This is a genomic window from Paenibacillus sp. FSL K6-2393, from assembly GCF_038002545.1.
Lineage (GTDB): Bacteria > Bacillota > Bacilli > Paenibacillales > Paenibacillaceae > Paenibacillus.
The window spans coordinates 5,882,312-5,898,716 of the sequence record NZ_JBBOCU010000001.1 but is presented as its reverse complement, the minus strand read 5'-3'; the positions used below and the strand labels follow the sequence as shown (position 1 = coordinate 5,898,716).

General features: G+C 49.0%; 12 protein-coding genes. All 12 read left to right on the top strand.

Features of this window, described 5'->3' with window-relative positions; genetic code table 11:
• Window positions 1-16: 16 nt before the first annotated feature.
• The 12 genes from MHI14_RS26230 to MHI14_RS26175 all read left to right on the top strand — a co-directional run bounded on the left by MHI14_RS26230 (window position 17) and on the right by MHI14_RS26175 (window position 16,352).
• Complete coding sequence (locus MHI14_RS26230; protein ID WP_341131588.1) at window positions 17-1,030, top strand: FecCD family ABC transporter permease; 1,014 nt, start codon at window positions 17-19, stop codon at window positions 1,028-1,030.
• A complete protein-coding gene (locus tag MHI14_RS26225) occupies window positions 1,027-2,070 on the top strand; it encodes a FecCD family ABC transporter permease (RefSeq protein WP_340019346.1) in 1,044 nt (347 codons plus the stop codon). Before MHI14_RS26230 ends, MHI14_RS26225 begins: the two co-directional genes overlap by 4 nt.
• A gap of 13 nt (window positions 2,071-2,083) precedes the next feature.
• Window positions 2,084-2,905, top strand: coding sequence for an ABC transporter ATP-binding protein (locus tag MHI14_RS26220; RefSeq protein WP_340019347.1), 822 nt, complete (start codon window positions 2,084-2,086; stop codon window positions 2,903-2,905).
• A 541-nt stretch (window positions 2,906-3,446) separates the two neighbouring features.
• Window positions 3,447-4,469, top strand: coding sequence for a hypothetical protein (locus MHI14_RS26215; RefSeq protein ID WP_341131587.1), 1,023 nt, complete (start codon window positions 3,447-3,449; stop codon window positions 4,467-4,469).
• Between the two features lie 181 nt (window positions 4,470-4,650).
• Window positions 4,651-6,006 (top strand): diaminobutyrate--2-oxoglutarate transaminase, encoded by a 1,356-nt coding sequence (locus tag MHI14_RS26210; protein ID WP_341131586.1) that lies wholly within the window; start codon window positions 4,651-4,653, stop codon window positions 6,004-6,006.
• An 11-nt stretch (window positions 6,007-6,017) separates the two neighbouring features.
• Window positions 6,018-7,433 (top strand): MFS transporter, encoded by a 1,416-nt coding sequence (locus tag MHI14_RS26205; protein WP_341131585.1) that lies wholly within the window; start codon window positions 6,018-6,020, stop codon window positions 7,431-7,433.
• Window positions 7,411-9,198: an IucA/IucC family protein gene (locus MHI14_RS26200; RefSeq protein ID WP_341131584.1), complete on the top strand. Its 1,788-nt coding sequence runs from the start codon at window positions 7,411-7,413 to the stop codon at window positions 9,196-9,198. Before MHI14_RS26205 ends, MHI14_RS26200 begins: the two co-directional genes overlap by 23 nt.
• On the top strand, window positions 9,173-11,176 hold the full coding sequence (locus MHI14_RS26195; protein ID WP_341131583.1) for an IucA/IucC family protein: 2,004 nt from the start codon (window positions 9,173-9,175) through the stop codon (window positions 11,174-11,176). Before MHI14_RS26200 ends, MHI14_RS26195 begins: the two co-directional genes overlap by 26 nt.
• Window positions 11,173-11,949 carry an HpcH/HpaI aldolase family protein gene (locus tag MHI14_RS26190; protein WP_341131582.1) on the top strand — a complete coding sequence of 259 codons (777 nt, stop codon included), beginning with the start codon at window positions 11,173-11,175 and terminating at the stop codon, window positions 11,947-11,949. Before MHI14_RS26195 ends, MHI14_RS26190 begins: the two co-directional genes overlap by 4 nt.
• Window positions 11,946-13,337 carry a type III PLP-dependent enzyme gene (locus tag MHI14_RS26185; protein ID WP_341131581.1) on the top strand — a complete coding sequence of 464 codons (1,392 nt, stop codon included), beginning with the start codon at window positions 11,946-11,948 and terminating at the stop codon, window positions 13,335-13,337. Before MHI14_RS26190 ends, MHI14_RS26185 begins: the two co-directional genes overlap by 4 nt.
• Entirely contained in the window at window positions 13,297-15,144 is a 1,848-nt protein-coding gene (locus tag MHI14_RS26180) for an IucA/IucC family protein (RefSeq protein WP_341131580.1), read from the top strand. Before MHI14_RS26185 ends, MHI14_RS26180 begins: the two co-directional genes overlap by 41 nt.
• Before the next feature lie 200 nt (window positions 15,145-15,344).
• Window positions 15,345-16,352 (top strand): restriction endonuclease, encoded by a 1,008-nt coding sequence (locus MHI14_RS26175; RefSeq protein WP_338591270.1) that lies wholly within the window; start codon window positions 15,345-15,347, stop codon window positions 16,350-16,352.
• Window positions 16,353-16,405: the final 53 nt, after the last annotated feature.

The window sequence follows — 16,405 nt, the reverse complement described above, 5'->3', positions numbered from 1 at the left end:
ATGAGAGAGTGAGAGTATGTTTCCCCTTTTTACAAAGGCAAGCGCCAAGATCTATGGACTGGCTGGTTTATTCATATTACTTCTACTTGCTTGCCTAGCCAGTATGATTCTGGGACGTACGCATATCACGTTTCAGATGGCATGGGATGCACTGCAATTCTATGACGAGAGTTCTGTGGAACATGTGGTTCTGCTGACGGAACGGTTGCCACGTACGGTGATTGCTGCTGTTGTGGGAGCAAGTTTGGCCGTGGCGGGTGGACTGATGCAAGCATTGACACGTAACCCGCTGGCATCACCAAGTGTGTTCGGGATCAACGCAGGTGCGATCTTTTTTATTGTTATTGCCATTGTTGTATTGTCGGTATCCTCGCTAACCACGATGATGTGGTTTGGTTTTGCTGGAGCTGCGGTTGCCGCGGCGATTGTATATGCACTGGGTTCACTCGGTCGTGATGGCCTGACACCGATCAAAATTGTACTGGCGGGGACGGCCATCTCAGCATTGTTTGCCTCTTTCACACAAGCCATTCTGGTACTGGATGGAACCGGATTGCAGGATGTACTGTTTTGGCTTGCCGGTTCAGTAAGTGGTCGGACGTTGGAAATGTTATATCCTGTGTTGCCGTACATGACAGGTGCAGCTATTGTCTCTCTGTTCATGGGCAGAGCCATCAATCTGCTGTTGACGGGTGACGATATCGCCAAAGGCATGGGACAGAATGTACTACTGGTCAAAGTACTCATGGGAATTGTTACTGTGTTGCTGGCGGGTGGTTCAGTTGCCGTAGCCGGCTCAATCGGTCTTGTTGGTCTGGTTGTCCCGCATATCATGCGTGCACTGGTGGGCAATGATTACCGCTGGCTCGTTCCTTACTCTATTGTAGGGGGAGCGATTCTGCTGCTGTCCGCGGATGTGGTTGCACGGCTGGTGATCATGCCGCAGGAAGTTCCACTTGGTGTCATGACTGCACTGATTGGCGGACCCTTCTTCGTGTACATTGCACGCAAGGGGGTGACGAAGATATGAGGAAGATGTTGACTTTCCGCAACAAAAAAGACACCGTCTCAGTACAAATGGAACAAAAATCACTGGTTGTCATCGGCATATGTATCCTCCTGTTTCTGGTGGCAGGGGTTGTTGGTACCAGTGTGGGCAGTGACTTTATCTCTCCGCTGGATGTACTTCGAACGATATTTGGTCTGAATGAAGGGGAGCATGACTTCGTCGTGCTGACCTTAAGACTGCCACGGGTGCTATTATCTTTGCTCGTAGGAGCAGCCCTGGGTATGTCAGGTGCGCTCCTGCAAGGTATTATCCGTAACCCGCTGGCCTCACCGGATGTCATCGGCATCACCGGCGGCGCGGCCGTTGCAGCTGTAGGTTTTGTTACATTGCTGGGCGGAGCGGTGAGTATCAAGTTGTTGCCATTGTTCGCCATCGCTGGCGCAATTGTGACGGCATTAATCATCTACGTGCTTGCTTGGAAAAAAGGAGTCAGTCCGATCCGTCTGGTGCTGATCGGAATTGGAGTGTCAGCCATTACCGGAGCTGGAACAACCTTTATGTTGATCCTGAGTCCGTTCTACACGGCAGGTCAAGCCTATATCTGGCTGACTGGAAGTGTGTACGGAGCATCTTGGACCGATGTCCGAACCATTCTTCCGGTTATCGTAATTGTTGTACCGCTGGCAATCTGGTTCGCCCGTAGCCTGAATGCACAGGAATTTGGAGATGATCTGGCTACAGGGCTGGGTGTCACTGTGCAGCGGCATCGTTCAGCGTTGTTGTTATGCAGTGTACTGCTGGCGGGAATCGCCGTTGCGGTTGCCGGAACCATTGGTTTTGTAGGCCTGATCGCTCCACATATTGCCCGAAAGCTGGTTGGACGTATGTTTGGCAGTATGCTGATTGTGTCTGGACTGGTTGGTGCTCTGCTTGTATTTGCGGCAGATCTGATTGCCCGCACTGCCTTTCTACCGCTGGATGTTCCCGCAGGGGTATTTACCGCAGGCGTAGGCGCACCATTTTTCCTGTATTTGTTATTCAAGAATCGAAATCAGTTTTGAGGAGGAGAGGGCTGTGAGTATTCTGGAAGCCAAGGAGCTTACGATCTCCTATGGAGCAGATCCCATTATTGAAAATTTGAACCTGACCATTCCCAAGGGACAGATTACCGTTCTGATTGGCAGCAACGGCTGTGGCAAATCTACGCTGCTGCGTACAATGGCCCGGTTGCTGAAATCCAGCTCCGGTTCGGTGCTGCTGGATGGGGAAGAGATTGCGAAGCTGCCGACCAAGGAAATTTCAAGACGCATGTCCATCCTGCCACAAGGCCCGACCGCTCCGGAGGGCCTGACGGTGAACCAACTGGTTAAGCAAGGACGTTATCCACATCAAACGTGGCTGAAGCAATGGTCCCGAGAGGATGAGCGTATGGTCAAGCTGGCACTTGAATCCACACATCTGACAGAACTCGCGGATCGACCTGTGGATGCATTGTCTGGTGGACAGCGTCAGCGTGCCTGGATTGCGATGACACTTGCGCAGGGCACCGAAACGCTGCTATTGGATGAACCTACAACCTATCTGGATATGACACATCAGATTGATATCCTCGATCTGTTGTTTGAGCTGAATGAACGGGAAGGACGCACGATTGTTATGGTACTTCATGATCTGAATCTGGCATGTCGTTATGCGCATCACATTGTGGCTGTTCACAACAAGTCCATCTACGCAGAAGGTAAACCGGAAGATATTGTTACACAGGACATGGTCCGTAAAGTCTTCCAGATGGAGTGTGAGATTGCAATCGATCCACTGTTCGGCACACCAACCTGTATCCCGCATGGACGGGGAAGGAAGCTGAATGGAGAACAGCGTTATACACAACTGGCTTGACGATCAAAAAGTCGGCTTTCGATTACTTCAATAATGATTCAAAACTCCACATCAACTGCATTGCATGAGCATGCAGATAATAAATTAGGCAAGCCGTTGGTAAAACCATGTCCCAGGCTTGCCCGGTTTGTTGTGCCTATTATTCGATAAAAGCATACCTGTACCGACTCAAACCCACACTAAATTAATTCTTATTTTTACTTAAAAGTTTATTATTGACAATATAACTCGAATTGCCATAAAATAGATTTTATATGATATTGATAATCATTATCAATATAAAACTACAATAAAAATTGATGAACGTACGAGCAATATAAGTTGAATTAATCATTTACATGCAACGGAGAGGACAGAAAAAACCTGAAAAAGCGAAGCGTTCGCCTTTATCCCCGGATTTTTCCCTTGAGAAAAGGGAATCAAAAAATCTGGGGATAACAGCGATTGGAAGGTTGTTCTGTCATTGTAGTGTCAGCGTAAATAATCTTTAATTCAACTTATATAGGAGCGAGTACCTTCATTCGATCGAGGAGGATTTTCAGTGTTTCCGAAAGGGATTCATAATCTGCAAAACCGACTCATTATAAGCAAAGCGAGAGAAATGGGCATCACCTGTGAGCCACTTCTTGAGGGATGCGAAGATTTTCTGAAGCTGTCTGTAGGGGACAAAGAGATCATCATTAACAAAACCAGATCTCATCGTCTGCCGTTAATCGCTGGACTGCTCGCGAAGAACAAGCAGGCATGTAATATGTTGTTGCATGAACAGGGAATGCCTGTGCCATCATTTATCGTAATCCCAGAGATGGGAAGCGATGCAGCAGATTTTCTGAAAAGGCATGGCTCCATTGTAGTGAAACCGCTGGATGCGAGCAGCAGCATGGGCGTGACGCTGGATGTGCGTACCCCAGATGAACTGGAGGCAGCCATTAATCTTGCGAGTGTCCATGGCAGCAGTATTATGTTGCAGCAATATGTGACCGGGATCGATTACAGAGTGCTGATTATTAACGGTGAAGTGGCGGCTGTGAACCAGTATCGACCTGTCTATGTCGAGGGAGATGGAACTTCAACCGTTCGGGCGTTAATTGAGCAGTTGAATCAGGAACGAATCGAGATGACACCCATTGGCGAGTATGAAGCTTTTCCTCAGGTTGATGCAGAAACGGAACGAGTGCTGGAGGTATTACATGCACAAGGGACAACTCTGGATGAAGTTCCTGCCGCTGGAAAAGAAATCGAGTTATATGATCTCCGCAATTCTGCCGCCGGAAAAATCAGTGAATTCTACAAGGATTGTACCGAAATCATTCATCCTGAAAATGCCCGAATGATCATTCAAGCGACCAAAACTCTTCAGATTGATGTAGCAGGAGTCGATGTTCGTTGTCGTGATATCCGCACTCCAATCTCCAGAGAACAAGGGGGCATTCTGGAAGTGAACGCCTTGCCAGATCTGACGCACCACGTCTTTCCCCATGGTGGAACAACTCGTGATGTGGTTCGGTTATACCTGGAATACCTGTGTCAGGAGCAACTTGAATATAAAATGTATAGCTTATAACAACGTATAGATGACAATGTATAACGGATAACGGATAACGGATAACAGATGACGGATACCATCATGTATAATTCGGACCTTACATGATTTTGAACCAATACCATGTCATATGCAAAATGCAGAACAAGAAACACAGGCAGCAGGTTCAGCCTGAATCGATTATAAGGAGCGTTAGAGGGCTATGTCAGTAGAGGTGCAGACGGAATATCTGAAGATGCAAAATGAGAAGGAATCCAATGCAAGATCGTACCCCAGACATTTCCCGCTTGTCATTAACAAGGCCCATGGAGTGAAGATTACCGATACGGAAGGCCGTGTATTCTACGACTGCCTGGCTGGTGCAGGAACATTGGCGCTGGGGCACAACCATGACACGGTGATCAACGCCATTCGCGATGTCCTGGATCAGCAGATTCCGCTTCATACACTGGATTTAGCAACACCGCTGAAACTTTCATATATGCAAGAACTGTTCTCCATTCTTCCGGCAGAGATGCGAGACCAAGCCAAAATCCAGTTCTGTGGTCCAACCGGAGCGGATGCAGTAGAAGCAGCCATTAAGCTGGTCAAACATGCAACAGGTGGCAAGTCCATTCTTGCCTTTCAAGGAGGTTATCACGGTTCAACACAAGCGACGATGTCGATGAGTGGCAACCTGAGCAAGAAACAGCATTTGCAAAGCCTGCTGCCCGATGTTCATTTCCTGCCGTTTCCTTATGAATACCGCTGCCCATTTGGTGTTGGTGAAGGCATGACGGCCCGGTTGAGCGCACAGTATATCGAGAACCTGCTCGATGATTGCGAGAGCGGTATTGCCGCACCGTGTGGGGTCATTGTGGAAACGGTTCAGGGCGAAGGCGGGGCGATTCCGGCAGACATTGAATGGCTGAGGGAGCTGCGCCGAATCACAGCAGAGCGAAGCATTCCGCTCATCATCGACGAAGTGCAGACAGGCATTGGACGGACAGGGCGGATGTTTTCATTTGAACATGCCGGAATTGTACCTGATGTAATCATCTGCTCCAAAGCCGTTGGCGGAAGTCTGCCTATGTCTGTTGTCATCTACCGGGAAGAGCTGGACCAATGGCAACCTGGTGCACACACAGGTACGTTCCGTGGCAATCAGCTGGCCATGGCAGCGGGACTTGCGACACTTCGTTATATTCGGGAACAGGATGTTCTACACAACGTTCAACTGCGCAGTGAGCAGTTCATGAATCAACTGCATGCATTGAAAGAGCAGTATGCAGAGATTGGAGATGTGCGAGGCAGAGGACTGATGATTGGCGTTGAGGTGGTTGATCCAGTGGGACGCAAGGATCGTCTGGGACATTATCTGCCTAATGGTGCACTTGCTGAGTCTATTCAACGTGAATGTTTCAAGAATGGATTAATTGTGGAGCTGGGCGGGCGTCATTCAGCTGTTGTTCGTTTTCTGCCGCCACTGAATATTACGGAGCAAGAATCGGGCGCAATCCTTGCGATCTTTGAGAAATCGGTAGCTGAAGCGATTGCCTTAGCAACGGCTGCATGTTGAACCTATCCCTGATGAAGAGGCATGCAGTATTACTCGCGATTCTGCTCGGTGCTTTTTCGTTGGTACTGACCAACAGTGCATTTAACCTGCTGCTGCCTTATTTTGTGCAATATTATCAGATCTCTACGACAGCAGGCGGATGGATCATTGCCTTGTACATGCTGGCTATGACGTTAACGATGCCGCTGGCTTCCCTAATCGTGGACCGACTGGGGCGTAAGCAGACGTATATGCTGGGCATCAGCATCTATGGACTATTCTCGGTGGCAGGTGCACTATTTTATCACTCTATTGAGGTACTGTTGCTTGTCCGTTTCATGCATGGGGTTGCCGCCGGGCTTATGATTCCGTTATCGCTTGTGTTGCTGTTTGATGTATACGGACCGGAGGTAAGGGGACGAATTACAGGAGCGTGGGGCTTGCTGCTTATGCTGGCTCCGGCTGCTGGACCAACGCTGGGTGGCTTCATCATTCAGTATGGACGGCTTGAAATGTTGTTCTGGCTCAATGTGCCGCTGGCTGTATTCTCGTTCATCGGGTGCGGTCGAGTTATTCAGACTTATATTCCTGCCCGTAGGAAACGTTGGCATCCAACCAGTGTCATACTGCTGATCTGCGCGGTAGGTGCCCTTAGTCTGGGTGTACAGTTGTATGCAAGTCCTGCCGTGGCGGTATGGGTACCCTGGCTGCTGATTACGCTTGGTGTGGTATTACTTATTCGTTTTGTCCAGACCGAGAACGGTCGCAAGGAACCACTGATTCGGTACCAGTTGCTGCGGCGTAATGCCGTCTTTCCGCTGACCGTGCTGATCTCGACCATTCAGGATTGTGTCATGTTTGGCGTGATCTTTGCATTGCCACTGTTGTTCCAGGATGTCTTCCACCTGTCGCCAGCCCTGTCCGGTGCGCTGTTCATTCCGTTGTCGACCTGCACCAGTCTGTTCATGTGGATTGGCGGCAGTTTGCTGGATCGCGGTCGATCCATACATTTTATCGCATGGGGCACGCTGCTGGTGTCGATATCGATCTTATCGTTTGCGTTTCTGCCCATGGGAGCATCGATCTGGATCATCGGGATGCTCATGGCGTGCCGCGGAATTGGCGTTGGCCTGTCAGGCATGAGTATCTCTGCTATTGGTCTGCAAGCATTACCGGACGAAGACATGCACGAAGGGTCGGTGTTATCAACCACGATTGAGCGTCTGGCTTCTTCGTTTGCGGTGATGGGCATGACCCTATATTACGATATGCGTTGGCAATGGCTTGCCGGGGCAGGAACGTCCATGGAGATGGCAAAATGGGGAGCACTCAAAGAGATCTGTATCGGACTTGGCTGCGCCATACTGCTTACACTTCCCCTGGTCTTACTTATAACCCGAAAGAAGGTTGGCATCATTGTTCGAGATGGAAAACAAGCTCCGGTCTGAAGCTGAGCAGCAGGCGCATGAACATTCGTGCAAACTGCTGCTGAACTGTTACATCCGTGAACTTGCGCTAGAGAAGAAAAGCGATATTTGGATCAATCCAAGTACGCTGACGTACGCTGTTGCTTTTCAAGCTAGTAGGGTGAAGGTGACAGGACGCTTGTCTTATTACTCTGCCATGGGGGAGCATGAATACCTCAGCATGGAATCTGGCGGGGAAATAGTTCATTATGGCGACCTGGTTCGTTGGATCACATCTGAGCTAAGTGGAGATACGGCACGGGGAGCGAGTTCTTATTCCCATGGAGTACCTAAGAGTGCGATGGAAATGAAGAGTTCACTTGAGGTGGATATTGCACATCCAAAGGGCGAGAATACGAATCGTGACGAGGCGGCGTATGCCAGAGATTTTGCACAAAAGGTAGATAACAGTGTGGGCAACCTTACGTTGTATATCGAACAAGCAGCCGGTCTTGACATCCACGACTATTGTACATCTGAACAGTCACTGTTGTATGGTCATCCGTTCCATCCGTTTCCGAAGAACTCCAAAGGCTTCAGCGAGCAGGATGTACAGAAGTACAGTCCGGAGTTACGGACATCATTTCAACTCTGTTATATCGCCGTGAGGCAGGATGTCTACGTGCAGGAATGGGTGGATGACGAGACGGCAATGGATTTGCAAGACTTACTGTGGAGCCATGTGGAGCCTATTTTAAAAGAAAAGAGTGAAATGTATGAGCTGCTGCCTGTCCATCCATGGCAATACGCATACATATCACGGTTGTCCGAGGTACAGCACTATATTCGAGATGAAAAATTAATCCTACTCGGTAGTGCGGGGCCTACCGTCTATCCAACCTCTTCGGTCCGTACAGTTTATCTTCCCGAATGGAACTGCAATATCAAGTTGTCACTGAACATGCAGATCACCAACATGATTCGCACCAACAGTGCTGAACAGATGCGCAGAACACTGGATGCCTCCAAGTACGTCAGGCAGCATGACTGCTTCGGTGCTGAACCGAACACGTATATTGCGTATGAGACAGGTGTAGCCACTTGTGCTTTTGAAGATGAAGAGTTAACCAGTCTGTTTACGATAGCGTATCGACCCATTGAGTTTGATGTTGAGAATACGTATGTCTTATCCAGTCTGGTTGAGTCACCACTTCCCGGGATGTGGTCGAGACTGATGACGATGCTGGGTGGTGGACGTGACATAGCTGAGCGCTGGCTGGATCGATATCTGCAATGTTCTCTGCTGCCGATTGTACGAGCGGCGGGAGAGAAAGGCATTCACTTTGAAGCCCATTTGCAGAATACCCTTGTGACCTTAAAGGATGGGATGCCTGTGGAGTTTATCGTCCGCGATCTGGAAGGGGTCAGTGTAGATGAGGAACTTATAAGTGAGCAGGATCGTGCTGCGTCCGATTTATTATTTTATTCGCGAGAGAAAGCCTGGGCGCGGACATCGTACTATTTTATTGTCAATCATCTGGGGTCTCTGATTCATGTCCTGGCGCGAGATGTGAACGTCCCGGAGGAGCATTTCTGGAAGCAGGTACGTGAGGTACTTGTGGAGGAACTGGAACGAACGGGCAATGCATATGTGCAACATCTGCTGACAACGGATGCATTTCTGGCCAAACAAAATTTGGTGAGTTGTCTAAGGGGGATCAGCCAGACCCCGGCCTACGTGCCGGTGAGCAATGTAATGAAACGAATAGGGAGTGAAGTGCGTGGGAGTCGTGGGATACAGGGCTGAAGCAGGCGGCAGGACAGAAGCAGTCTACGTGGGTGTACAGGAACGGATTATGCGGCAGACGTTGGAGGCGATGTGGTTCGAATGCATTCTTGACAGTCAAGTAAGTGGGAGCGAATGGCGAATCAGCGGCCTTACATCTTCCGGCGATTCTGTGGCGTACACGTGTGAAGCGGAGCGAAAGTTTTCATTTGGCCGGGTGAAAGTGAAGAAGGGTTCGATTCAAAGAGAGGGCGTAGCCTGCACCGATCTGGATCTGTTTTTGGAGGAAATCGTGCTGAACGCTTTGAAGGGTACAAATGTGACGGCTTTTATCCAGGAACTGCTCGAAACGATGGCAAAGGACAGCCAGTGCCAAGCTATGTTGCCCTTGAACATTCCGAATGAAGATCGACATTATGATGCGCTCGAAAGTCATATGACTGATGGTCATCTGTACCACCCGAGTTATAAGTCGAGGTTGGGATTTTCTTTGAAAGACAATCTGGACTATGGCCCTGAGTTTAACTCAGAGGTTGCATTAGTCTGGGTTGCTGTGAAAAAAGAATTTGCTCAGACCGCTGTATCCGCGGGATATAGCTCTGAAGAACTGGTGGGGCAACATCTGACCGTAGAGGACGCACAGCGATTTCATCAGATCCTGCAACAACAAGGTCGAGGGGATATGAATGAGAAATCACAAGCGGGTGCAGACGGGTATCCAATCGATACAGAAGTTCGTGGGACCATTCGTGGAAGTGTTGGGAAGACCAATCATGAAACAGCTTATGGAAAGGACAGCGAAGCAGTCTGCGGCCCTGGAAGTGAAACAGGCAAGGTTGGAGAAATAGGTTCTGACATTGGTGATCGATATGTATTCATTCCGGTTCATCCATGGCAGTGGGAGCATCAGTTGGAGTCGGTATATGCCCGTCAGCTGATGGATGGGGACATCGTGTACCTCGGCCCATCGTCTTCGCCCTATCGCGCGCAGCAGTCGATCCGTTCACTCTCGAACCGGATGAATCCAGAAGCCCCTTACATCAAACTGGCACTCAGCATCACCAACACGTCGAGCACACGTATTCTGGCACAGCATACAACCCAGAACGCACCGCTGATCAGCGATTGGTTGGATAAACTCGTTCGTGATGATGAGCTGTTGCAGCAGGGTCAGTTTGGCATTTTAAAAGAAATTATGGGGCTGTCGTTCCGATATGAGCAGTTGCCTGCAACGCAGTATGGACGGGCCTACGGTACACTCGGAGCCATCTGGCGAGAGAATGTATCGGTTCATCTGAAGCAAGGTGAGACGGCGTGGCCGCTGAATGCACTGATGTTGGTACAACCAGATGGTGTTCCATTTATCCAGGATGCTGTAGAACGACATGGTGTGGAAAAGTGGAGCGAGGCCCTAGTTCGCACGGTTACACTGCCGATTATCCATCTGCTCTATGCACACGGGATTGCACTGGAATCTCATGCTCAGAATATTATTTTGGTATTGGAAGACGATCTGCCGAAACGAATCCTTATCAAGGATCTGCATGATGGTGTTCGCTATGTACCGGATCAACTGTTGCACCCGGAACGGGCACCGAAGCTGAATCCGGAACCGGAAACCCATCGCAAGTTCAATCGGTACTCCTTCATCTATGCAGGAGATGTGTCGGAAGTCCGTGACTATACGTATGATGCATTCTTTTTTATCTGCATGACGGATATTGCGTTGGCGCTTGAGAAGTTTGGGTTGTCGGAGGAAGCGTTCTGGCAGCTGTGCGCAGGTGTGATTGTAGATTATCAGAAGCAGCACCCGCAGTATACGGAGCGGTTCGCAGCATTTGACCTTTTTGCCGAAGATGCACTGATCGAAGAGATGACCAAGCGCCGTCTGTATGGGGATGGGGAGTTATATTTCCGTAAGGCGAGTAATCCGCTCAAGGTATCGAAGGATGCTCTTGAATCCAAGGGAACGCCCGAATTAAAGGGAATCGTCGAATGAAAGTTAACACGCTGAAGGAAAAGATTGCACGCAAACAGCCAGTTTATGGTCTTTTTGTATCCATACCACACCCGGTGATCATTGAGATGATCGGACATGCAGAATATGACTTTGTCATTATTGATCTGGAACATGCCGCAACATCGATGGAATCGGTGGAAGAGTTGGTCCGTGCGGCGGAACTGGTCGGCCTAACCCCATTGGTACGTATCTCGAAAGTGGAACGAGCGGAGATTCTGAAAGTGCTGGACTGTGGCGCCCAAGGCATCGTCATTCCGCATGTCGAGCAACTGGAGCAGGTGGAGGAAGCGGTTCGCCACGCCTACTATCATCCGGTTGGCATGCGTAGCTTGAATAGCGGTCGTCCCGGTGTATTTGGGAAATATCCGCTCACTGAATACATTGGGGAAGCGAACGAACAAGTGATGGTTGTTCCCATGATCGAAAGTGTGGAGGGCGTTCGGCAAAGTGCACAGATCCTTTCTCATCCTCAGGTGAGTTTTGTATTGGAAGGTGCGGCTGATCTGTCGCAATCTCTCGGTGTGCCATGGCAGACAGAGCACCCGGATGTGAGACGTGTGCTGGATGAATTGCATGCTACTGCGCAACAGTGCGAAGTATCTTATGCAACGGTCATCAGAGGCGTGGAAGACATGTCGCTCTGGGCTGAGCGGGGAGTACATATATACGTGCTGGGTGATGATCGGAATACGGCTTTTCGGGCATATGCTCAGAAACGGAATGACTACAGGAATGCGGGTGGGCAGATATGAAACCTAGTGTATGGCAGGTGATCGATGAACTTCAACGGAGGAATGAAGACCCGGTATGTGCGTATGTCTATGATCTGGCTGGCATTCAGGAACAGGTACGTCAGATGCTGGGCAGCATGCCCGGCAACACACAGTTGTTCTACGCTATCAAGGCGAATCCAGATCCGCGGATCATTGAGGCGTTGCTTCCATTGGTAAAGGGCTTTGAAGTGGCTTCGATTGGAGAGTTACTCAAGGTTAGAGCGGTAAGTCGAAAGGTTCCGATTCTGTTTGGAGGTCCGGGTAAGAAGGAGAGCGAACTGCGGCAGGCGATTGAGAATGACGTGAGTTACATCCATGTGGAGAGTCTGTTGGAACTTCGGCGCATCATTGCAATTGCGAAAGAGCGAGAGATGGAGCAGGAGCAGGTGCAGGAGAGCAGGCAGAAGCAAGAATGGGAGCAGAACCCGGAGCAGAGATATACGCAAGCATACGGCGAGGAACTGATGCAAGAGCAGAAGCAAAAACAGAAGCAAAAACAGAAGCAAGCGCAGGAGGTGCGCATTCTGCTCCGAATCAATCTGCGAAGCAGTACGTTGCCTCGGACGAAGATTGTCATGGGCGGTGGGCCGAGTCCTTTTGGAATCGATGAAGAGGCGGTGGAAGAAGCCATTGAACTCATTCGTGTGGAAGGCGCGGGTGTGGTTCGGTTAAGCGGCTTCCATTTTCACTCTTTGTCCAACAATATGGATGCAAGGCTGCACACCGAGATGATCGAGCTGTATTTGCAAAAGGTGGAGCAGTGGCAGCAGCAGTATGATCTTCCTATAGAAGTGGTGAATGCAGGAGGCGGATTCGGTGTCACGTATGATGGCAGTCCCGGATTCGACTGGCCGTTGTTTACTTCCTTACTTGAACAAAGTGAAGCCAGACAACGCCTTGCTTCACGCGGAGGTCAGCTGTATTTTGAATCGGGCCGTCTTCTGGTGGCAGACCATGGGTACTACGCAGCAGAGGTTACGGATATCAAAACTTCTCATGATCAGTATTTTGCCGTGTTAAGAGGAGGTACGCACCACAATCGTCTGCCTGCTTCATGGGGGCATAACCACCCGTTCCAGATTATGGAGACGGACCGTTGGAAGCATTCATTTGCCCGGCCAGAGGTAAGAGGTCGTCGAGTTCATGTGGTAGGTGAGCTATGCACACCCAAGGATCGCATGCATTCCGATGCGGAGGTAGCACTGCTGCGCGTGGGAGATATTGTTTTGTTTGAAAAGTCTGGGGCTTATTGCTGGACCATCTCGCATCATGATTTTCTGGGGCATCCGCACCCGGCATTCCATTATCTAACGGAGGACAATAATCATGTCAACACTGATGAAGCGTTCCAGTCTGCAAGCCGCTGAACGCCGGATTATGGCGGATCTGATGAATTCATTTTTGTCGGAGCAATTGCTTCCACTTGAGGATAACCCATTCATTGATTTTGCCGAAGCACCTGCACCGTTCCGTCGATTGTACAAGGGATATGACAGCGAAGAGCACATACAGAATGGTTCTTCTCATGTCAGATTGCATATGCAAGGTGTACTGTGTCTGGTTGAGACAGGAGTAAGACAGGGGACTCAGTGGGTTCAGGGTTCACCGATCTACGAGGAGAAGGTAGATGGGAGCTGGGTTCTCCTTGATTCTCCGGCAGAGGTTGGACGTGCGGTGTTACAGAGGGCTTTGTCGGATGAGGCCTATGCGCAGCCCGGAGTGGCGGAATTCCTGACTAGTCTGGATATTGCTGTGGAGCAGTTTGCTTTGGCCTGGGAACAAGTCCAGTATCTGTCCGCCAACTTTCCGGTATCTGCTTATGAATGGTTTATCAAAGGCGAACGTGTTGCTGCATTGCGGGATCGTCCATTTCACCCATCATCCAAAGCCAAAGTGGGATTCAACGCAGAAGATGTCACACGGTATGCAGCAGAATTCGGGAAGGCGATTTCGCTACGCTGGGTGGCTATACGACTGGATGCCGTGCAGCAAGGGTGTGAAGATGGATTGTCCATTTTGGATGTGTTAGACGATGTTCAGCGCGGAGAGGTGGAAGACGATTTTGCCCGGAAAGGAATTACGTTGCACGAATACCTGCCGATGCCTGTCCACCCGTGGCAATTGGAGCATGTAATTCTGCCCCGCTTCACGAGAGAGATCGAAGAAGGCAGCATTGTGGTATTGGATGTGGAAGTGGGCGACGTACAGGCCACATCATCTCTGCGCTCGATGGCTCCATCAACCGAATCCACCCTGATGCTCAAGCTACCGGTTAGTGTGCTGTCTCTGGGGGCTGCTCGTTATCTTCCGGTAGTCAAGATGTTGAATGGTCTTGCCGGAGAACGGATGTTAAGACAGGCCGTTGCCTGTGACGAGACGTTGAAGGACAAGGTGTACATGTGTGAAGAGCAGAACTGGTGGGGCTTGATGCCAGAATCCATGGGACTGTTCGATGATCATCCCCGGCATCTGGCTGCACAGATTCGTGTGTATCCCGCTGAATTGCTTAATGAAGCCTACAAAGTAATCCCAATGGCCGCACTGGGTGTGAATCTGGAAGGGCATCATCTATTAACCGAGATTCTGGGGGATAACCTGAGTAGCGCGGATGTCCTAGGCTTTTATACGAGTATAGCTACTACGTTTTATGATATCGTAATGCGTCTGTTCAAGGTGGGCGTTGTACCTGAGATTCATGGTCAGAACTGTTGTCTGGTGTTACGGGATAATCAGGTAAAAGGTCTATTGTTCCGCGATCATGATTCCGTGCGTTTGCATCAGCCTTATCTGGACAAGCATGGCATTGCAGACCCTGCCTATCATATTCGTCCAGGCTACTCGAACAGCCTGTATAACGAGACGATCCAGAAGTTGATTTTCTATGTGCAGTCTTTGGGGACGCAGGTGAATCTGGCTGCGATCATGGAGGCACTGAGCGAGGTGTATCACATCCCGGAAACGAAGTTATGGAAGATCACCGAGCAGGCATGGAAGGAAGCGCTGCAACATGTGCAGCTTCCTGAATCCGACCGGGCCGCGCTCGCTCATGCGATATTCGAGAGCAGGGAGTGGCCCGTGAAGTTAGTTGTCCGTCCGCTGCTTGAAGCGGATGGGGTGCCTGGTGCGATGCCATCGGGCAAAGGCATAGGGTGGAACCCTTTTTACAAGGGATAGAGATTTAAAGATGTATAAAACATATTCAAAGAAGAGGTGACTTGAGGTAATTCAAGTCATCTTTTAGATTTGCTTAACAATAATCTTGCAGTTCGAAGTGTAATAAATTACTGAACTATATACAGTCTTCATGCAGGGAATGTCATTTCCATGCCGAAACTTCTAATTAAGTTAGAAATAAGCAAGTTATGGAGGAACTTATGAGTAAAAATAATTGGTTTATTAGAGCCGGGGAGAATGCATATCTCTTTGAAGAGTTCAAAGAAACACAGATGATAGCCATTGGTTGGAATGAAGTAGGTTCATTGGCACAAGTGAGACATATCGATGATGTGAAGAAGCGACTTCGTGACGAGTATCCCGACTATAAGGATGGCAAAGTAAATATAACAGCGGGTCAGTTAATCAGATTTGCTAATGAAATGAAAGTAGGAGATTTGGTTGTTACATATAATCCTCAAACACGCGAGTATCTAATTGGGGAAATTACTTCAGACTATAAATTTGGTGAAGGGGTTATTTCGGACAAAAATCACTATAGAAAGGTGTTGTGGAACGGACTAGTTAATCGGGATGTTTTAACAGCGAACACTCGTAATTCTCTAGGTTCGATAATGACTCTCTTTGCATTGCAAAATGAAACAGTGAAGGAACTGATCCATTTTTTGAAAACCAAAAGTACCGAGTCTTTTGAATCACAACCGGAAGAAACTGAGAAAGAACAGGCAGAACTAGATACAATCAAGGAAGATGTAATTGAAAGAGCACATGAATTTATAAAGGACAAATTCAATCATTTAGATTGGGAAGAAATGCAGAGTCTCGTAGCTGGTGTCTTAAGAGGCATGGGATACAAAACAAGAATATCTGTAAAAGGACCTGATCGTGGAAGAGATATTATTGCATCACCAGATGGTTTGGGGCTGCAACAGCCTAGAATTATGGTGGAAGTTAAACATAGGAAAAACGCGATGGGATCCAATGAAATTCGAAGTTTTATCGGAGGGTTAAGACCCGGTGATCAAGGGGTTTATGTTTCAACTGGGGGATTCACCAGAGAGGCTAAGTATGAAGCAGAACGTTCTAACATTCCAGTTTCTTTGGTAGATGCAGATCTTCTGGTAGAGCTGATTAATCAGCATTATGATGCATTTGATTCAGAGGCTAAATCATTAATGCCCCTAAAGAAGATATATTGGCCTTTATAGAATAGAGAAGGTGACCCGTTTGACGGGTTGCCTTTTTGGTTTGTTGTCATCGA